This window comes from Pseudomonas sp. m6p, assembly GCF_055760375.1.
In genome coordinates, this window is record NZ_CM147084.1 from 6,531,267 (window position 1) to 6,550,597 (window position 19,331).

13 protein-coding genes are annotated in these 19,331 nt (G+C 61.7%); 8 read left to right on the forward strand and 5 right to left on the reverse strand.

Annotation, left to right across the window (positions count from 1 at the left end):
- Window positions 1-141: 141 nt before the first annotated feature.
- The 4 genes from ACYZUM_RS29770 (at window position 142) to ACYZUM_RS29785 (ending at window position 9,468) form a co-directional block, all read left to right on the forward strand.
- Entirely contained in the window at window positions 142-2,445 is a 2,304-nt protein-coding gene (locus tag ACYZUM_RS29770; protein WP_108181517.1) for a YgiQ family radical SAM protein, read from the forward strand.
- Window positions 2,446-2,727: 282 nt separating this feature from the next.
- On the forward strand, window positions 2,728-6,003 hold the full coding sequence (locus tag ACYZUM_RS29775; protein ID WP_108181518.1) for a transglutaminase family protein: 3,276 nt from the start codon (window positions 2,728-2,730) through the stop codon (window positions 6,001-6,003).
- A gap of 88 nt (window positions 6,004-6,091) precedes the next feature.
- Window positions 6,092-8,578, forward strand: coding sequence for a circularly permuted type 2 ATP-grasp protein (locus ACYZUM_RS29780; RefSeq protein WP_108181519.1), 2,487 nt, complete (start codon window positions 6,092-6,094; stop codon window positions 8,576-8,578).
- The gene (locus tag ACYZUM_RS29785; RefSeq protein WP_108181520.1) at window positions 8,578-9,468 is read left to right on the forward strand and encodes a transglutaminase family protein; all 891 of its coding nucleotides are present in this window, start codon (window positions 8,578-8,580) and stop codon (window positions 9,466-9,468) included. The genes ACYZUM_RS29780 and ACYZUM_RS29785 overlap by 1 nt, the downstream gene beginning before the upstream one ends.
- Window positions 9,469-9,621: 153 nt before the next feature.
- Here the strand turns inward: ACYZUM_RS29785 and ACYZUM_RS29790 are convergent, their stop codons facing one another.
- Window positions 9,622-9,813: a hypothetical protein gene (locus tag ACYZUM_RS29790; protein ID WP_041065655.1), complete on the reverse strand. Its 192-nt coding sequence runs from the start codon at window positions 9,811-9,813 to the stop codon at window positions 9,622-9,624.
- A gap of 68 nt (window positions 9,814-9,881) precedes the next feature.
- Window positions 9,882-10,469, reverse strand: coding sequence for an LOG family protein (locus ACYZUM_RS29795; protein ID WP_041065653.1), 588 nt, complete (start codon window positions 10,467-10,469; stop codon window positions 9,882-9,884).
- A gap of 340 nt (window positions 10,470-10,809) precedes the next feature.
- Here ACYZUM_RS29795 and azu point away from each other — a divergent pair, with 340 nt between their 5' ends.
- On the forward strand, window positions 10,810-11,256 hold the full coding sequence (gene azu, locus ACYZUM_RS29800) for an azurin (RefSeq protein ID WP_108181521.1): 447 nt from the start codon (window positions 10,810-10,812) through the stop codon (window positions 11,254-11,256).
- A 198-nt stretch (window positions 11,257-11,454) separates the two neighbouring features.
- On the opposite strand, the gene nadE is transcribed toward azu, so the two are convergent.
- The 3 genes from nadE to ACYZUM_RS29815 all read right to left on the reverse strand — a co-directional run bounded on the left by nadE (window position 11,455) and on the right by ACYZUM_RS29815 (window position 14,615).
- The gene (gene nadE, locus ACYZUM_RS29805; RefSeq protein WP_108181522.1) at window positions 11,455-12,282 is read right to left on the reverse strand and encodes an ammonia-dependent NAD(+) synthetase; all 828 of its coding nucleotides are present in this window, start codon (window positions 12,280-12,282) and stop codon (window positions 11,455-11,457) included.
- 4 nt (window positions 12,283-12,286) lie between these two features.
- Window positions 12,287-13,510 carry a nicotinate phosphoribosyltransferase gene (gene pncB, locus ACYZUM_RS29810; protein WP_041065644.1) on the reverse strand — a complete coding sequence of 408 codons (1,224 nt, stop codon included), beginning with the start codon at window positions 13,508-13,510 and terminating at the stop codon, window positions 12,287-12,289.
- Window positions 13,511-13,709: 199 nt separating this feature from the next.
- Complete coding sequence (locus ACYZUM_RS29815) at window positions 13,710-14,615, reverse strand: LysR family transcriptional regulator (protein ID WP_041065642.1); 906 nt, start codon at window positions 14,613-14,615, stop codon at window positions 13,710-13,712.
- 164 nt (window positions 14,616-14,779) lie between these two features.
- On the opposite strand from ACYZUM_RS29815, the gene amaB reads away from it, so the two are divergent.
- From amaB to ACYZUM_RS29830, 3 genes are all read left to right on the forward strand, one after another.
- Window positions 14,780-16,270 carry an L-piperidine-6-carboxylate dehydrogenase gene (gene amaB, locus ACYZUM_RS29820; protein ID WP_108181523.1) on the forward strand — a complete coding sequence of 497 codons (1,491 nt, stop codon included), beginning with the start codon at window positions 14,780-14,782 and terminating at the stop codon, window positions 16,268-16,270.
- A 224-nt stretch (window positions 16,271-16,494) separates the two neighbouring features.
- Window positions 16,495-17,778 carry an L-pipecolate oxidase gene (gene amaA, locus ACYZUM_RS29825; RefSeq protein WP_108181524.1) on the forward strand — a complete coding sequence of 428 codons (1,284 nt, stop codon included), beginning with the start codon at window positions 16,495-16,497 and terminating at the stop codon, window positions 17,776-17,778.
- 368 nt (window positions 17,779-18,146) lie between these two features.
- Window positions 18,147-19,280, forward strand: coding sequence for an ABC transporter substrate-binding protein (locus ACYZUM_RS29830; protein WP_041065631.1), 1,134 nt, complete (start codon window positions 18,147-18,149; stop codon window positions 19,278-19,280).
- Window positions 19,281-19,331: the final 51 nt, after the last annotated feature.

Genomic DNA, 19,331 nt, shown 5'->3' on the forward strand with positions numbered 1-19,331 from the left:
GGCTGCTTCGCAACCCGGCGGGAGCAAGCTCCCTCGCCACAGGTAAAGCACAATTTCCGACCATAGCCGTCGGAATTGGTCAAAATTTGTGCTATATTCCGCGCCCGCGAAATTCAATGAAAGCCAACACCGGTTATCGACATGCAAGCAGCCAAGCCGTTATTTGACTATCCAAAGTACTGGGCCGAATGTTTCGGGCCAGCGCCATTCCTGCCGATGAGCAGGGAGGAGATGGATCAGCTTGGCTGGGATTCCTGCGACATCATCATCGTCACCGGTGATGCCTACGTCGATCACCCGTCGTTCGGCATGGCGATTATCGGCCGGCTGCTGGAGTCCCAGGGCTTCCGCGTCGGGATCATCGCCCAGCCGAACTGGCAGTCCAAAGACGATTTCATGAAGCTCGGCGAGCCGAACCTGTTCTTCGGCGTCGCGGCCGGCAACATGGACTCGATGATCAACCGTTACACCGCGGACAAGAAAATCCGTTCCGACGACGCCTACACGCCGGGTGGCATGGCGGGCAAACGTCCGGACCGCGCGAGCCTGGTCTACAGCCAGCGTTGCAAAGAGGCGTACAAGCATGTGCCGATCGTTCTCGGCGGCATCGAGGCGTCCCTGCGTCGCATCGCCCACTACGACTATTGGCAGGATCGCGTGCGCAACTCGATCCTGATCGACGCCAGCGCTGACATTCTGCTGTACGGCAACGCCGAGCGGGCCATTGTCGAAGTGGCCCAGCGCCTGTCCTACGGGCACAAGATCGAAGACATCACCGACGTGCGCGGCACCGCATTCATCCGCCGTGATACGCCGCAAGGCTGGTACGAAGTCGACTCCACGCGCATCGACCGTCCGGGCAAGATCGACAAGATCATCAACCCGTACGTGAACACCCAGGACACCCAGGCCTGCGCCATCGAGCAAGAAAAAGGCCCGGTGGACGATCCCGAGGAAGCCAAGGTCGTACAGATTCTGGCCAGCCCGAAGATGACCCGCGACAAGACCGTGATCCGCCTGCCGTCGATGGAAAAGGTGCGTAACGACCCGGTCCTGTACGCCCACGCCAACCGCGTGCTGCACCTGGAAACCAATCCGGGCAACGCCCGCGCGCTGGTGCAGAAGCATGGCGAGATCGACGTCTGGTTCAACCCGCCGCCGATTCCGATGACAACTGAAGAAATGGACTACGTGTTCGGCATGCCTTACGCACGGGTTCCGCACCCGGCGTACGGCAAGGAAAAGATCCCGGCCTACGACATGATCCGTTTCTCGGTGAACATCATGCGTGGCTGCTTTGGCGGCTGCACGTTCTGCTCGATCACCGAGCACGAAGGCCGGATCATCCAGAACCGTTCCGAAGAGTCGATCATTCGCGAAATCGAAGAGATCCGCGACAAGGTTCCTGGCTTCACCGGCGTGATCTCCGACCTTGGCGGCCCGACCGCGAACATGTACCGCATCGCCTGCAAGAGCCCGGAAATCGAATCCGCGTGCCGCAAGCCGTCCTGCGTGTTCCCCGGCATCTGCCCGAACCTGAATACCGACCACTCGTCGCTGATTCAGCTGTACCGCAGCGCCCGCGCCTTGCCGGGTGTGAAGAAGATCCTGATCGCCTCCGGCCTGCGTTACGACCTCGCGGTCGAGTCGCCGGAGTACGTCAAAGAGCTGGTGACCCACCACGTTGGTGGTTACCTGAAGATCGCCCCGGAACACACCGAGGAAGGTCCGCTCAACCAGATGATGAAACCGGGGATCGGTACTTACGACCGCTTCAAGCGCATGTTCGAGAAGTACACCAAGGAAGCCGGTAAAGAGCAGTACCTGATCCCGTACTTCATCGCTGCGCACCCGGGCACCACCGATGAAGACATGATGAACCTGGCGCTGTGGCTCAAGAGCAACGGGTTCCGTGCCGACCAGGTGCAGGCGTTCTATCCGTCGCCGATGGCCACCGCCACCGCGATGTACCACTCGGGCAAGAACCCGCTGCGCAAGGTCACCTACAAGAGCGACGGTGTGACTATCGTCAAGAGCGAGGAGCAGCGTCGTCTGCACAAGGCGTTCTTGCGTTATCACGACCCGAAAGGCTGGCCGATGCTGCGCGAAGCGCTGACCCGCATGGGCCGCGCCGACCTGATCGGGCCGGGCAAGAACCAGTTGATCCCGCTGCATCAGCCGGCCACCGACAGCTACCAGAGCGCCCGTCGCAAGAACTCGACGCCGGCTGGCAGTCACAAGGTCGCGAAAGAGAAGACCACCAAGATTCTCACCCAGCACACCGGCCTGCCGCCGCGTGCCAGTGACGGTGGCAACCCTTGGGACAAGCGTGAACAAGCCAAGGCTGCGGCGTTTGCCCGCAACCAGCAGGCGGCCAAGGAGCGCAAGGAAGCGGCCAAGGGCAAGGGGCCGAAACCGGCACGCAAGCCCGTCGTTCCGCGCTAAACCAAAAAACGCCAACCTTCGGGTTGGCGTTTTTTTTTAAGATCAAAAGATCGCAGCCTGCGGCAGCTCCTACAGAGGTTCGTGCGTTTCCCTGTAGGAGCTGCCGAAGGCTGCGATCTTTTGATCTTCGCCACATTTAGGCGCAACTTCCTCAATCCATTTCCCCGCATCGCCCGATTTTGGTGCTGTACTGCCTTGAGCATTCCGGGAAAGCGCCCAAGCCTCTGCATGGCATAAGTCTTGCGCGCTTTCGAATACGCTTAGGCTCGCAGGAGGCACGCCGTGTCGATTCATGTCGCATTGCATCACGTCACGCATTACCGCTACGACCGCGCTGTCGAACTCGGCCCGCAGATCGTACGCCTGCGTCCGGCCGCCCACAGCCGCACGCGGATCTTGTCGTATGCGCTGAAGGTCTCGCCCGAGCAGCACTTCATCAACTGGCAGCAGGATCCTCAGGGCAATTACCTCGCGCGTCTGGTGTTCCCCGAGAAAACCAACGAATTGCGCATCGAGGTCGATCTGCTGGCCGAGATGGCGGTGTTCAATCCGTTCGACTTCTTCCTCGAACCCTATGCCGAGAAAATCCCCTTCAGTTACGCCGCAGATGAGCGCAAGGAATTGGCGCCGTACCTCGAAACCCTGCCGCTGACCCCAGCCTTCAAAGCCTATCTGGATAGCATTGATCGCACGCCGCTGCCGGCGGTGGATTTCCTGGTGATGCTCAACCAGCGTCTCAGCGAAGACATTCGCTACCTGATCCGCATGGAACCGGGCGTGCAAACCCCGGAACACACCCTCGAACAGGCGTCCGGCTCCTGCCGCGACTCAGCGTGGCTGCTGGTGCAGTTGCTGCGCAACCTCGGGCTGGCCGCGCGGTTTGTCTCCGGCTACCTGATTCAACTGACCGCCGACGTGAAAAGCCTCGACGGCCCGTCCGGCACCGATGTCGATTTCACCGACCTGCACGCGTGGTGCGAGGTTTACCTGCCGGGCGCTGGCTGGATCGGTCTGGATGCCACGTCCGGGCTGTTCGCCGGTGAAGGGCATATCCCGCTGGCCTGCAGTCCCGATCCTTCCTCTGCTGCGCCGATCAGTGGTCTGGTCGAGCCGTGCGAATGCCAGTTCAGCCACGAAATGTCGGTCGAGCGGATCTGGGAAGCGCCACGGGTGACCAAGCCCTACACCGATGAGCAGTGGCTGGCGATTCAGGCGCTGGGGCGGCAGATTGATGCCGACCTGCTGGAAGGCGATGTGCGCCTGACCATGGGCGGCGAGCCGACCTTCGTTTCCATCGACGACCCGGACGGCGCCGAATGGAACACTGCAGCGTTGGGCCCGGATAAGCGTCGCCTCTCCGCCGAATTGTTCCAGCGCATGCGCCAGCACTATGCGCCGAAAGGTCTGGTGCATTTCGGTCAGGGCAAGTGGTACCCGGGCGAGCAATTGCCGCGCTGGTCGCTCAATTGTTATTGGCGCCGTGACGGCGTGCCGATCTGGCACAACAGCGCGCTGATCGCCGATGAACAGCAGGACTACGGCGCCGATGGCGAACTGGCGGGACGCTTTCTCGCGAGTGTTGCCGAACGCTTGAAACTGCCTGCACGTTTCGTGTTTCCGGCCTACGAGGACAATTTCTATTACCTCTGGCGCGAAGGCGCATTGCCGAGCAACGTCAGCGCTGAAGATTCGCGTCTTGAAGAACCGCTGGAGCGTGCACGCCTGCGCAAGGTCTTCGCTCAGGGCCTGGATAAAGTGATCGGCCAGGTGCTGCCGCTGGCGCGCACCGCCAAGGGTGATCAATGGCAGAGCGGGCGCTGGTATCTGCGCGACGAGCATTGCCGATTGGTACCGGGGGACTCGCCGCTGGGTTACCGTCTGCCGCTCGGTTCGCAGCCGTGGGTGAAGGCCGCCGAGTATCCGTTCATTCATCCCAACGATCCGAATCAGGACTTCCCCGAGCTGCCGGACACCACTCGGCTCAACAGTCATGCCGAACCCGCCACGGCCGACGAACGTGCGCCGACAATCGACGAGTCCGCCGACTGGCTGACCCGCACCGCGTTCTGCGCCGAGGCGCGCGAAGGGCGCCTGTATCTGTTCATGCCGCCACTGGAGCGGCTCGAGGATTATCTGGAGCTGGTGGCGGCCATCGAGGCTACCGCCGAAGAGCTGCATTGCCCGGTGCTGCTGGAAGGTTACGAGCCGCCCAGTGACCCGCGCCTGAGCAACTTCCGTATCACCCCGGATCCGGGGGTGATCGAGGTCAACGTGCAGCCGTCCGCGACGTGGGACGAACTGGTCGAACGCACCGAGTTCCTCTATGAACAGGCGCGGCAAACCCGCCTGACCACCGAAAAATTCATGATCGACGGGCGCCATACCGGCACCGGCGGCGGCAACCATTTCGTCCTCGGTGGCGCGACGCCCGCCGACTCGCCATTCCTGCGCCGCCCGGATCTGCTGCGCAGTCTGATCAGCTACTGGCACAACCACCCGTCGCTGTCCTACCTGTTTTCCGGGTTGTTCATCGGCCCGACTTCGCAAGCGCCGCGTGTTGATGAGGCCCGCAATGACGCCTTGTACGAACTGGAAATCGCCTTCGCGCAGATGCCTGAACCGGGCGAAGCGTGCGCGCCGTGGCTGGTGGATCGCCTGCTGCGCAACCTGCTGATCGACGTCACCGGCAACACTCACCGCGCCGAGTTCTGCATCGACAAACTGTATTCGCCGGATGGCGCTACCGGGCGTCTGGGCCTGCTGGAGCTGCGCGCGTTCGAGATGCCGCCCCACGCGCGCATGAGCCTGGCCCAGCAGTTGTTGCTGCGCGCGCTGGTCGCACGCTTCTGGCGCGAGCCGTATGCGCCGCCAAAACTGGCGCGCTGGGGCACCGAGCTGCACGACCGTTTCATGCTGCCGCACTTTATCGAGCAGGACTTCGCCGACGTCATCGTCGAACTGAACAATGCCGGTTACCCACTGCGCGCCGAATGGTTCGCCGCGCACCTGGAATTCCGTTTTCCCAAGGTCGGCGATTACGCCGTCAACGGCATCGAACTGGAGCTGCGTCAGGCGCTGGAGCCTTGGCATGTGCTGGGCGAGGAAGGTACGGGGGGCGGCACGGTGCGCTATGTCGACTCGTCGCTGGAGCGTTTGCAGATCAAACTCAACGGCCTGCCGCCGCAGCGTTATCTGCTGACCTGCAACGGCGTCCCGGTGCCGCTGCAACCGACCGGGCGCATCGGCGAGTTCGTCGCCGGTGTGCGCTTTCGGGCCTGGCAACCGGCCAACTGTCTGCAACCGACCATCCCGGTGCACGCGCCGCTGGTATTCGATCTGCTCGACACCTGGATGCAGCGTTCGCTGGGGGGCTGTCAGTACCACGTGGCGCACCCGGGCGGGCGCAATTACGAAACGTTGCCGGTCAACGCCAACGAGGCGGAGAGCCGGCGCATGGCGCGGTTTTTCCGTATCGGACACACGCCGGGAAAACTTCCGATACCCAACCTGACAATCTCCGACGAGTTGCCGATGACGCTCGATTTACGACGTTTCTAAGTCCTGCACGACATGCGGATTTTTCGTATATCCGCACGTCATGTGCCTGCGTTAGTCTGACCGTTCCCTGCTGTCTGCCGAGCTTTCCATGCCTGACCTGCTAGACCGCTACCCGCGCACTGCGGGCACTTATCACGAACTGCTGGATGACAGCGGGGAAGTGCGCCCGCACTGGCGGCGGCTGTTCGATCAATTGCAGCGCAGCACCCCGGTGCAACTCGTGCAGCGGCAGGCGTTGCTCGCCCGACAGATTCAGGAAAACGGGGTCACTTATAACGTCTACGCCGATCCGAAGGGCGCAGACCGCCCGTGGGAGCTGGACCTGCTGCCGCATGTGATCGCTGCTGATGAATGGCAGCACCTGTCGGCAGGGATTGCCCAGCGTGCGCGTTTGCTCAACGCGGTACTGGCGGATCTGTACGGGCCGCAGCGGCTGATCCGCGAAGGGCTGTTGCCGGCGGAGCTGGTGTTCGGCCACAACAATTTTCTCTGGCCCTGTCAGGGCATCGCGCCACCGGAAGAGGCGTTTCTGCATCTGTATGCCGTGGACCTGGCGCGCACGCCGGACGGGCGCTGGTGGGTTACGGCGGATCGTACCCAGGCGCCGTCGGGCGCCGGTTATGCGCTGGAAAACCGCACCATCGTTTCACGGGCGTTTCCCGAGTTGTACCGCGATCTGAAGGTGCAGCACCTGGCCGGGTTCTTCCGCACCCTGCAGGAAACCCTCGCGCGTCAGGCGCCATGTGCTGACGACGCGCCGCTGGTGGTGTTGCTCACGCCGGGACGCTTCAACGAAAGCTATTTCGAACACCTTTACCTGGCACGCCAGCTCGGTTATCCGCTGGTGGAGGGCGGCGACCTCACCGTGCGCGATGCCACGGTGTACCTGAAAACCCTCAGCGGTCTGCGCCGGGTGCACGCGATCATGCGCCGGCTCGACGATGATTTCTGCGACCCGCTGGAGCTGCGCACCGACTCGGCACTCGGGGTGCCCGGCTTGCTGGAGGCGGTGCGTCAGGGCCGGGTGCTGGTGGCCAATGCGTTGGGCAGCGGCGTGCTGGAGTCACCAGGATTGCTCGGATTTTTGCCGAAGATCAATCAGTACCTGTTCGGCGAAGAACTGCTGCTGCCGTCCATCGCCACCTGGTGGTGCGGCGAGGCGCCGGTGCTGGCGCAGGCGCTGGAAAAACTGCCGGAGCTGCTGATCAAACCGGCATTTCCTTCACAAAGCTTCGCGCCGGTATTCGGCCGCGATCTGAGTGAACAACAGCGTCAGGCGCTCGCCGAGCGCATGCAGGCCCGGCCATACGCTTATGTCGCGCAAGAGCTGGCGCAGTTGTCGCAGGCGCCGATCTGGCAAGCCGAAGACGGCCAGTTGCAACCGCGAGCCATCGGCATGCGCATGTACGCCGTGGCCAGTCGCGATGGCTATCGCGTGCTGCCCGGTGGCCTGACCCGGGTGGCCGCCGAGGCCGATGCCGAAGTGGTGTCGATGCAGCGCGGTGGCGCGAGCAAGGACACTTGGGTGCTGGGCGAGCGTGCGCCGAGTGGCGAACAATGGAAAACCCAGCGTAACGTCGGCGTACACGATCTGGTGCGCCGCGATCCGTACCTGCCCTCGCGGGTGGTGGAGAACCTGTTCTGGTTCGGCCGTTACTGCGAGCGTTGTGACGACAGTGCGCGACTGCTGCGGATCATGCTCGCGCGTTATGTCGATGGTGATGATCCGCAAGCCTTGCAGGCAGCGGTGGCGCTGGGCGAGCGTCTTATGTTGTTGCCGGAGGAGGGCGAGTTGCCGGAGCGCTTGCTGGCGGCGCTGCTCGGCGAGGACTGGTCGTTCAGCCTGCGCTCCAACCTGCAGCGCTTGCAGTGGGCGGCCTCGCAGGTGCGCGGCAAGCTTTCGCGGGAGAACTGGCAGGCGTTGGTCGAGTTGCAGCGCGAGGCGCTGGAACTGGACACCGAGGAGCCGGATTTCGGCGAGTTGCTGGATTTCCTCAACCGGCTGGTGATGTCACTGGCGGCGTTGTCCGGGTTTGCCCTCGACGACATGACCCGCGACGAAGGCTGGCGCTTTCTGATGATCGGCCGACGCATCGAACGTTTGCAATTTCTCAGCAGCAGTCTGGCGGCGTTTCTGCGTGGTGCCGGGGCGTTCGATCAGGCCGGGCTGGAATGGCTGCTGGAACTGGGCAACAGCAGTATCACCTACCGTTCGCGGTACCTGGCGGTGGCGCAGTTGATTCCGGTGCTCGACCTGTTGCTGCTCGATGAGCAGAACCCGCATGCGGTGCTGTTCCAGTTGAAACTGGTAACCCGCACGTTAAAACGCTTGAACGATGATTTCGGCGTGCCTCGCGAGGCCGGGCTGGCGCAATTGGTCGAGCGTCTGGCGCGGTTCGATCTGGGCTGTCTGGAGAACCCGCTGTTCGGGGAGAACAGCGTGCGTGCGGCGCTCGATGGTCTGGCGGATCTGCTGCAAGCGATTGCCGAGGCCAGCGCTCAGGTGTCCGATCGTCTGGCGCTGCGCCACTTTGCCCATGTCGATGATGTCAGCCAGCGCACGGTGTCCGTCTGATGAGCGCCCTTTACCAGATCCTCCACGACACCTGTTACCACTACGACAGTCCGGTGTCGCTGGCGCAGCAATTGGCGCACCTGTGGCCGCGTGAGTGCGCATGGCAACGCTGCACCGAGCAGCAATTGCTGATCAGCCCGGAGCCGACCACGCGGCGCGATGAGCTGGATGTGTTCGGCAATCCGCTGACCCGGCTGGCCTTCGAGCGCCCGCACGACGAGTTGCAGGTCAACGCCCGGCTCACGGTTGAAGTGCTGGCGCGACCGCTGGCGGACTTCAATCTGTCCCCGGCGTGGGAGCAGACGCGCAACGCGCTGACCTACAGCAGCCAGCCGTTGTCCGCCGAAATGCTGGAGGCTTGTCGCTATCGCTTTCAGTCACCCTACGTGCATTTGAAGCGCAGCTTCGTCGAATTCTCCGAAAGCTGTTTTCCTCCGGGCAAGCCCCTGTTGCTGGGCGTGCAGGATTTGATGCAGAAGATTTTCAGCGAATTCACTTTCGACGCCGAGGCGACGCAAGTGGCGACGCCGCTGGTCGAGGTGCTGGAGCGCCGGCGTGGCGTGTGTCAGGACTTCGCGCATCTGATGCTCGCTTGCGTGCGCTCGCGAGGGCTGGCAGCGCGTTACATCAGCGGCTATCTGCTGACCCAGCCGCCGCCGGGCCAGCCACGGCTGATCGGTGCTGATGCTTCGCATGCGTGGGTGTCGGTGTTCTGTCCGGTATCGGGCTGGGTGGATTTCGATCCGACCAACAACGTGCAGCCGGCGCTGGAGCATATCACCCTGGCGTGGGGCCGGGATTTTTCCGATGTGTCGCCGTTGCGCGGGGTGATTCTGGGGGGCGGTTCGCATGATCCGGAAGTGCGGGTCACGGTGATGCCATTGGAGTAAGGAATTTCACTGGCGGGAGCCAATGTGGCGAGGGAGCTTGCTCCCGCTCGACTGCGAAGCAGTCGCAAAACAATTTGGGGTCGCTGCGCAACCCAGCGGGAGCAAGCTCCCTCACCACAGATCGCTCCCTCTGGGAGCGAGTCAGCAATCAGCTCAGGCGTCAGGCGCCTGGTCTTTCGGTGCATCAACATCAACTTCATCATCGAGGTCAGTCGCCACTTCACCGTCAGGGTTCAGTGCCGCTTCTTCAGCCATTTGTTTCTTGCGCTGAAGCTTTTCCTCTTTCTTCTGCTCCTTTGCCAGGTCTCGTTGACGTTTGGCGAAGGAGTAATTGGGTTTGGCCATGGGCGATCCTCTGGGGTCGAAGGTGAGGTTGAGCGGCGCGTATTCTGCCCTGTATCGGTGCCTGGCGGTTAGCCGGGTTTTTGGTCGACCCACTTGGGCGTGACGGTCGGCTTCCACTGATCGAGGGCGTCGAGCAGGGTTTGGGGCGATTCGCTCACTTGCAGCATGTCACGGTGTGGCGCGCGAACGAAGCCTTCGCCGACGATATGGTCGAGAAAAGCCGTGAGTTTGCTGTAAAAACCGTTCACTTCCAGCAGCCCCAGCGGTTTGCCGTGGTAGCCGAGCTGGCCCCAGGTCCAGACTTCGAACAGCTCTTCCAGCGTGCCGAGGCCGCCGGGCAATGCGATGAATGCATCGCTCAGTTCGGCCATGCGCGCCTTGCGCGCGTGCATGCCATCGACCACTTCGAGACGGGTCAGGCTTTTGTGGCCGATCTCCTTGTCCATCAGGCTTTGCGGAATGATCCCGATCACTTCGCCGCCAGCGGCCAGCGCGGCGTCCGCCACCAGGCCCATCAGGCCCACGGCGCCACCGCCGTAAACCAGCGTCAGCTGACGCTCGGCCAGCGCGCGGCCAAGGGCCTTGGCGGCTTCGGTGTAAGCCGGATCAGTGCCAGCGTTGGCACCGCAAAAAACACAAACGGATGTGAGAGACATGCCTTCCTCCTGGGTCAATCCGTCACAGGGTAATGGCTGGCACGCCTTGATCCAAGGACTAAACTTCGCGTTCCGGCGATTCAAAGGTACCGCTGGCGCCACAGGCGTAGGCGGCGAGCAAACTGCACAACAGACCGTTAAAGAACATGACCGGCACTCCGTTTCAGTAGATGCGCCGATCATAGGCCCGGCCGGGAAATCTGGCCGGTAGATTGTTTCGATGAGTGTCATAGCCTGAAAGTTGTATACAATTTTTGACTCAAGTCATAGGAACTTGCGAAGATTTCAGGCAGTCTTTCCATCATTCGTGTTTTTGTTAACCCTGCCTTGGAGATTCACCATGTTTTCCAAAGTTGTTGCGGTATCCCTGCTGGCGCTGGCCAGCAGCCAATTGATGGCTGCCGAGTGCAAAACCACCGTTGATTCCACCGATCAGATGTCCTTCAACACCCAGTCGATCGTGATCGACAAGAGCTGCAAGACCTTCACCGTCGAATTGACTCACTCTGGCAGCCTGCCGAAGAACGTCATGGGCCATAACCTGGTGGTCAGCAAAACCGCTGACATGCAGCCGATCGCTACCGACGGCCTGGCCGCTGGCATCGACAAGAACTACCTGAAAGACGGCGACGAGCGCGTTATCGCTCACACCAAGATCATCGGTGCCGGCGAGAAAGACTCGCTGACCATCGACGTATCGAAGCTGACCGCTGGCACTGACTACGGCTTCTTCTGCTCGTTCCCGGGCCACATCTCGATGATGAAAGGCACGATCACTGTTAAGTAATCAACGCCACCGCGTCATCGTTCTTCGCGAGCAGGCTCGCTCCCACAGGGTTTGTGTCGGTCACACATTTTGTGAACAACCGGGACACTGTGGGAGCGGGCTTGCCCGCGAAGAGGCCATCAGCATCGACAGGTGAACTGGCCAAAGAAAAGCCCGCCGAGGATCGCTCCTCAGCGGGCTTTTTCATTCGGTCGCTGATCAAGGCGCAAACGGCATCACACGCTTGTGATGAGTCTTATTGTACGTATTGACGATGATGTCGAACGCTTCCTGACGCACCGGCTCGCCGTGCAGGAAGGCGTCGATCTCGGCGTAGGTCACGCCGTGGGACGCTTCGTCCGGTTTGCCCGGCGACAGGTCTTCCAGATCCGCTGTCGGTACCTTTTCCACCAGCGATTCCGGCGCGCCGAAGCTGCGGGCAATCGCCCGGACCTGGTTTTTCACCAGACCGCTGAGCGGGGCCAGGTCGCAGGCGCCGTCGCCGAACTTGGTGAAGAAGCCCATCACCGCTTCCGCCGCGTGGTCGGTACCGATCACCAGCCCGTGGGCCGCGCCGGCGATGGTGTACTGGGCGACCATGCGCATCCGCGCCTTGGTGTTGCCGAGCACGAAATCCACCGACACCGCGTGTTTGCCTTCGAACGCCGCCACTTCACTGGCCAGCGACTTCACCGCCGGGCCAATGTTGACCGTGTGGCGCTCGTCCGGGGCGATGAAGTCCACCGACGCCTGGGCGTCGTGTTCATCGAACTGGGTTTCGTACGGCAGGCGCACGGCAATGAACTTGTAGGCGTGGTCGCCAGTGCGCTCGCGCAGCTCACGCATGGCGCGTTGGGCCAAGAGACCGGCGGTCAGCGAGTCGACGCCGCCGCTGACGCCCAGCACCAGGGTCTTGAGGCCGGAATTGACCAGGCAATCCTGGATAAAGGTGATGCGTCGGGCGACTTCCGCTTCGAGGGCCTGATGCCCGGCGAATGGCGGTTGCACCTTGAGCTGTTCAGCAATCTCACGCTGTACGGCTTGCATGAATTCACTCCTTGCTAGATAGGCTGGAAACGGCAGGAACCTGGAACACATGTCGCAAATAGGCGACGAAATTCGGGTCTTTACAGTGAGTCTTGCCGGGCTCGTCGGAGATCTTCGCCACCGGCTGGCCGTTGCAGGCGGTCATTTTAAGCACGATGCTCATCGGTTCGACACCCGGAATGTCACAGGTCAGGTTGGTACCGATGCCAAAGCTGACGTTGATCCGCCCGTGCAGCGCGCGGAAGATCTCCAGCGACTTGGGCAGGGTCAGGCTGTCGGAGAACACCAGAGTCTTGCTCATCGGGTCGATGCCGAGCTTGTGGTAGTGGGCGATGCATTTTTCGCCCCACTGCACCGGATCCCCGGAGTCGTGGCGCAAACCATCGAAGAGCTTGGCAAAGAACAGGTCGAAGTCGCCGAGGAAGGCGTCGGTGGTGATGCAATCGGTGAGCGCAATCCCGAGCAAACCACGGTACTCGCGCACCCAGCAGTCGAGCGCGGCGATCTGGCTGTCGATCAAGCGTGGGCCGAGTTGCTGGTGGGCCATGATCCATTCATGGGCCATGGTGCCCAGCGGTTTCATGTCCAGTTCGCGGGACAAGTGCACGTTGCTGGTGCCGACGAAGCGCCCGGGGAAATCGTGCTTGAGCACATTCACCACTTCTTCCTGCACGCGATACGAAAAACGCCGACGGGTGCCGAAATCGGCGACCTGCAATTGCGCCAGTTCGTCGGCCGAGGCGTTGGCGCTGAGCCAGTCGAACTTGCGATACAGCTGCTCACGCGCCTGCACCAGTTCGATTTCGCGGTAGCGATAGCGGTTGCGCACTTCGCTGACGATCGCCAGCAGCGGCACTTCGTAAAGGATCACATGCAGCCACGGGCCGCGCAGACGAATGAACAACTCGCCGTTCTCGATGCCGGTGTGGAGGTAGCGCAGGTTGAAGCGGAACAGTCCGAGAAAGCGCAGGAAATCCGGCTTGAGGAAGGTGATGCGCTCGAGAAAACTCAACTGGTCGGCGCTCAGGCTCAGCTCGGCCAAACGCTCGATCTGGTAGCGAATCTCGGCCAGATACGGCCGCAGATCCTCGCTGTTACGGCAACGAAACTCCCATTCGACTTCGACGTTGGGGTAGTTGTGCAGCACCGCCTGCATCATCGTCAGTTTGTAGAAGTCGGTGTCGAGCAGGTTCTGCACGATGCGATCGGCAAACACACTCTCGCTCATAAACGGGGTCTCCAGGTGCACCACGCAATGCGTGGGATCAATCAATGACGCTAGTGGCGCATATCAGCGGTGGGGATTGCCAGCAATTTTTGGCCTGTAGCGGATTTTGCTTAATGTAGGAGCTGCCGAAGGCTGCGATCTTTTGATCCTGAAAAACAAGATCAAAAGATCGCAGCCTTCGGCAGCACCTACAGGAGAATCAGTGGTCGTCGGGGCTATCGATCTGCTCCAGCATCCACTTCACAAAATCGCGCACCTTCGGCACTTCCGCCGCATGTTCCGGGTAGGCCAGGTAATAGGCGTCGGAGCTGGGCATTGCATGCTGCCAGGGAATGACCAGTTTGCCGTCGGCCAATTCCTCTTCCACCAGAAACCGTGGCAGCAGCGCTACGCCGCAGCCGACCTGGGCGGCGCGGATGCACATATAAAAGGTTTCGAAACGCGGCCCGTGGTAGCTGTGTTCGGTGTGGTAACCCTGACTGTCGAACCAGTCGTGCCAGGCCTGTGGACGCGAGGCGTTTTGCAGCAGCACCAGATCGGTCAGTTGCGTCGGATCGGTGAATGGCTGATCCGGCAGGCTGCCGGGCGCGCAGACCGGCACCAGCTCTTCGCCGAACAGCTTCAGGCATTCGGTGCCGGGGCGCGAACCCTGGCCGAAATAGAACGCCAGATCGCTGCGCCCCTGCAGCAGATCATCCGCCTCCTGCTCGTTGCACAGGTCGAGATGGATCGACGGGTGGCGCAGACGCCAGCCTTTCAGACGCGGAACCAGCCAGCGCGCGCCGAAGGTCGAGGGTGTGGAGACGCGCAGGACTTCGGTCTCGCCGCCGTAGGAACGCAGGTAATGCGTGGACATTTCCACCTGAGTGAGGATTTTTCGGACTTCCACCAGGTACAAATCCCCGGCCGGAGTCATCTGCAAACGCCGACGCACTCGGCGGAACAACAAGTGCTGCAACAATTCCTCAAGCTGCGCGACCTGTTTGCTGACGGCGCTCTGGGTCAGGTTCAGTTCTTCGGCGGCCCGGGTGAAGCTCAGGTGCCGGGTCACGGCCTCGAAGCACTGCAGCGCGGTGATCGACGGCAGGTGGCGTTTGTTCAGCATGGGTGGTCCTTTTTCTTGTCTTTCTATGCGCAGCATGAATAAACGGAATGATATCTCGCGTAAAGGTCGTTTGTTGCCTTGCCTTCGGGAAGCTACAACTAAAGGCCTGCCCGGTCGTGAACATTCGGCCGCACATATTCAGTTTTTCGCTTGAGGAGTGACCCATGGTTGCCGCATTGCTTGATCGTCTTGGTGTGAACCCGGCCCTGTACCAGAACGGCAAAGTGCCGGTGCATTCGCCCATCGACGGCAGCCGCATCGCCGCCGTGAACTGGGAAGGCCCGGCCGAAGTCGAGCAGCACATCAGTCGCGCAGATCATGCGTTCGAGCAGTGGCGCAAGGTGCCGGCCCCGCGTCGCGGCGAGCTGGTGCGTCAGTTCGGCGAGGTGCTGCGCGAATACAAGGCTGACCTCGGCGAACTGGTGTCGTGGGAAGCGGGCAAGATCACCCAGGAAGGCCTCGGTGAAGTGCAGGAGATGATCGACATCTGCGACTTCGCCGTCGGCCTGTCGCGTCAACTGTACGGCTTGACCATCGCCTCCGAGCGCCCGGGCCACCACATGCGTGAAACCTGGCATCCGCTGGGCGTGGTCGGCGTGATCAGTGCGTTCAACTTCCCCGTCGCGGTGTGGGCGTGGAACACCACGCTGGCGCTGGTCTGCGGCAACCCGGTGGTGTGGAAACCGTCGGAGAAAACCCCGCTGACCGCACTGGCCTGCCAGGCATTGTTCGACCGTGTGGTGAAGAACTTCACCGATGCGCCGGCGCACTTGTGCCAGGTGATCATCGGTGGCCGTGACGCTGGCGAAGCACTGGTGGATGATCCGCGCGTGGCGCTGATCAGCGCCACCGGCAGCACCCGCATGGGCCGCGAAGTGGCGCCGAAAGTCGCCGCGCGTTTCGCTCGCAGCATTCTTGAACTGGGCGGCAACAACGCGATGATCCTCGGTCCGAGCGCCGATCTGGACATGGCTGTACGCGCCATTCTGTTCAGTGCGGTCGGCACCGCCGGTCAGCGTTGCACCACCCTGCGTCGCTTGATTGCCCATGAGTCGGTGAAGGAAGAAATCGTCACCCGCCTCAAAGCCGCGTACGCCAAAGTGCGCATCGGCCATCCGCTGGAAGGCAATCTGGTCGGCCCGCTGATCGACAAACACAGCTTCGAAAACATGCAGGACGCGCTGGAGCAGGCACTGAGCGAGGGCGGGCGGGTATTCGGCGGCAAGCGTCAGCTCGAAGAACAGTTCCCCAACGCCTACTACGTGTCGCCGGCCATCGTGGAAATGCCGGAGCAGAGTGACGTGGTCTGCAGCGAAACCTTCGCCCCGATCCTCTACGTGGTCGGCTACCGCGACTTCCAGGAAGCGCTACGCCTGAACAACGCGGTGCCGCAAGGCCTGTCGTCGTGCATCTTCACCACCGACGTGCGCGAGGCCGAGCAGTTCATGTCGGCAGTCGGCAGTGACTGCGGCATCGCCAACGTCAACATCGGCCCGAGCGGCGCGGAAATCGGCGGCGCATTCGGTGGCGAGAAAGAGACCGGTGGTGGTCGTGAGTCGGGTTCCGACGCCTGGCGCGCGTACATGCGTCGGCAGACCAATACCGTGAACTACTCGCTGGAGTTGCCGCTGGCGCAGGGCATTACCTTCGACTGAGTTTGGAATGACGCAGATCCTGGGAGCGGGCTTTTGTGGAGAGGGGATTTATCCCCGATGGGCTGCGCAGCGGCCCCAAAACATGCAATCGCGGAGTTTCAGATACACCGCATGCACTGGTTTTACGGTTGCTATGCAACCGATCGGGGATAAATCCCCTCGCCACAGGGCTTTATCCCACAGGATCAGCAGTGTGTTTGGCAGGTTTCTGTTGGAGTCTGGCAATGCCGTTACGCGAAGAATGTCTGTGGGAAAAACTCACGCCGCAGCGCCCGGATAACACCGCGCTGCGGGGCGAGGTCAAAGTCGATGTCTGCGTGATCGGCGCCGGGTTTACCGGGTTGTCGGCGGCGCTGCATCTGTTGGAAAAAGGCAAAAGCGTCTGCGTGTTGGAAGCGCATCGCGCAGGTCACGGCGGCTCCGGGCGCAACGTCGGGCTGGTCAACGCCGGCATGTGGATCCCGCCGGACGAGATCGAGGCCGGGTTCGGCGAAGCGGTCGGCAGTCAGCTCAACCGCATGCTCGGGGCGGCACCGGCGCTGGTGTTCAGCCTTGTGGATAAATACCACATCGATTGCCAGTTGCGCCGCGAAGGCACCCTGCACATGGCGCACAACGCCAAGGGCGAGGCGGATCTGCGCAGTCGCGAGCAACAATGGAAGCGTCGCGGGGCGCCCGTCGAGTTGCTCACCGGCAAGGCCTGCGAGCAAGCCACCGGCACGCAAAAGATCGCTGCCGCGCTGCTCGACCGCCGCGCCGGCACGCTCAACCCGATGGCCTATGTCACCGGACTGGCCAACGCGGTGAAAGGGCTGGGCGGGCAGATGTTCGATCACTCGCCAGTGACCCGTCTCGAGCGCGTGGGCCAGCAATGGTCAGTGCAGACCGAGCACGGTTCGGTACTCGCCGAGCAAGTGGTGATCGCCTCCAACGCCTACACCGAGGGCGACTGGACCGAACTCAAGCGCAACTTTTTCCCCGGTTACTACTATCAGGTCGCCTCAGTACCGCTGACCGAAGACGCCGCCCATGACATTCTCCCCGGCGGGCAGGGCTCGTGGGACACGCGGCAGGTGCTGAGCAGTATCCGTCGCGACAAGGACGGCCGGTTGTTGCTCGGCAGTCTGGGCAACGGCAACCAGAAACCGACGTGGTTCCTCAAGGCCTGGGCCGACCGGGTGCAGCAGCATTACTTCCCCAACCTGAAACCGGTGGAGTGGGAGTGCACCTGGACCGGGCGCATTGCCTTTACCCCCGATCACCTGATGCGGCTGTTCGAGCCGGCGCCGGGACTGGTGGCCGTCACCGGTTACAACGGTCGTGGCGTAACCACTGGCACTGTGGTCGGCAAAGCCTTCGCCGACTATCTGTGTAACGGAAATCCTCAAGCCTTGCCGATCCCCTTCGCACCGATGCAGCCCCTGGCCGGTGTCGGCCTGCGCAGTTGCCTGTACGAGGCCGGGTTCTCGCTGTATCACGCGGGCCAGTGCCTGCGCATCGTCATCTGAGTGTTGAAATATGTTGCGTAACACGGCGCTTTTCGGCGTAGCGACTAGCCTGTAATGGTGCGGGTTGTAGCAGTCCCGCACCAGCAGTGTGCAGTTCGGTGACGCGAGCTGTTACAGGCTGGTTGCACGTCGTTTGGTGCCGCGGTTGCAATGATGGCGCAAGCGGGTTGCGCCTGAGATTTAAAAAGGTTTCACCTTCCGCGGTTTAGACGGTTGCACGCCCAATGAAAATGGGAACGAAACAGTCGAAATAACAAGAAAGCAGCGACTTTTTGAAGAATAAAAAACCGATGGCACGGCGCTTGCTCAGAGCATTCAGTGAAGTGAAGTCGCAGTGCCAACTAAAAAAAACCTTGGAGCACCACCTCATGTCCCAGACGTTTTACAAGAAAGGCTTTCTGGCCCTCGCAGTGGCTACTGCGTTGGGTGTTTCTGCGTTTGCTCAAGCTGATGTGAAAATCGGTGTAGCGGGTCCAATGACTGGCGCCAACGCGGCATTTGGTGAGCAGTACATGAAGGGTGCACAGGCGGCGGCGGACGCGGTCAACGCGGCGGGTGGCGTCAACGGCGAGAAAATCGTACTGGTCAAGGGCGATGACGCCTGCGAGCCGAAACAGGCAGTGACAGTCGCCAAGGATCTGGTCAACCAGAAGGTAGCCGGCGTGGTCGGTCACTTCTGCTCCTCTTCCACCATTCCCGCCTCGGAAATCTACGACGAAGCCGGCGTTATCGCGATCACCCCGGGTTCCACCAACCCGCAAGTGACCGAGCGCGGCCTGAGCGCCATGTTCCGTATGTGCGGGCGTGATGACCAGCAAGGCATCGTCGCGGGCGATTACATTGTCGATGTGCTCAAGGGCAAGAAAGTCGCCGTGCTGCACGACAAGGACACCTACGGTCAGGGCCTGGCCGATGCGACCAAGGCTCAACTGGAAAAGCGTGGCGTGAAGCCGGTGCTGTATGAAGGCCTGACTCGTGGCGAGAAAGACTTCAGCGCCGTGGTCACCAAGATCCGTGCGGCCGGTGCCGACGTGGTCTACTTCGGCGGCCTGCACCCGGAAGCCGGGCCGCTGGTCAAGCAACTGCGCACCGAAGGCCTGAAAGACGTGAAGTTCATGTCTGATGACGGCATCGTCACCGACGAACTGGTGACCACCGCCGGTGGCCCGCAATACGTTGACGGCGTGCTGATGACCTTCGGCGCCGACCCACGTCTGCTGCCAGACAGCAAGACCGTGGTCGATGCGTTCCGCAAGGCTGGCACCGAACCCGAAGGCTACACCCTGTACGCGTACGCGTCGGTTCAGACCCTGGCGGCCGCCTTCAACGGCGCCAAATCCAACAGTGGCGAAAAAGCCGCCGAATGGCTCAAGGCCAACCCGGTGAAAACCGTGATGGGTGAGAAAGCCTGGGACAAGAAAGGCGACCTTAAAGTGTCCGACTACGTGGTTTACCAGTGGGACGCGAGTGGCAAATACCATCAGCTGGAAAAACAGAAGTAAGGGCTGACGCGATCAGCTTGATCCCCACCAATACCTGTGGGAGCGGGCTTG

What these genes read in the sequence shown, in the direction of transcription:
- ACYZUM_RS29770 (WP_108181517.1), top strand. Translation starts at nt 142, where the DNA reads ATGCAAGCAGCCAAGCCGTTATTTGACTATCCAAAGTACTGGGCCGAA.
- ACYZUM_RS29780 (WP_108181519.1), top strand. Translation starts at nt 6,092, where the DNA reads ATGCCTGACCTGCTAGACCGCTACCCGCGCACTGCGGGCACTTATCAC.
- ACYZUM_RS29785 (WP_108181520.1), top strand. Translation starts at nt 8,578, where the DNA reads ATGAGCGCCCTTTACCAGATCCTCCACGACACCTGTTACCACTACGAC.
- ACYZUM_RS29790 (WP_041065655.1), bottom strand. Translation starts at nt 9,813, where the DNA reads ATGGCCAAACCCAATTACTCCTTCGCCAAACGTCAACGAGACCTGGCA.
- ACYZUM_RS29795 (WP_041065653.1), bottom strand. Translation starts at nt 10,469, where the DNA reads ATGTCTCTCACATCCGTTTGTGTTTTTTGCGGTGCCAACGCTGGCACT.
- azu (WP_108181521.1), top strand. Translation starts at nt 10,810, where the DNA reads ATGTTTTCCAAAGTTGTTGCGGTATCCCTGCTGGCGCTGGCCAGCAGC.
- nadE (WP_108181522.1), bottom strand. Translation starts at nt 12,282, where the DNA reads ATGCAAGCCGTACAGCGTGAGATTGCTGAACAGCTCAAGGTGCAACCG.
- pncB (WP_041065644.1), bottom strand. Translation starts at nt 13,510, where the DNA reads ATGAGCGAGAGTGTGTTTGCCGATCGCATCGTGCAGAACCTGCTCGAC.
- ACYZUM_RS29815 (WP_041065642.1), bottom strand. Translation starts at nt 14,615, where the DNA reads ATGCTGAACAAACGCCACCTGCCGTCGATCACCGCGCTGCAGTGCTTC.
- amaB (WP_108181523.1), top strand. Translation starts at nt 14,780, where the DNA reads ATGGTTGCCGCATTGCTTGATCGTCTTGGTGTGAACCCGGCCCTGTAC.
- amaA (WP_108181524.1), top strand. Translation starts at nt 16,495, where the DNA reads ATGCCGTTACGCGAAGAATGTCTGTGGGAAAAACTCACGCCGCAGCGC.
- ACYZUM_RS29830 (WP_041065631.1), top strand. Translation starts at nt 18,147, where the DNA reads ATGTCCCAGACGTTTTACAAGAAAGGCTTTCTGGCCCTCGCAGTGGCT.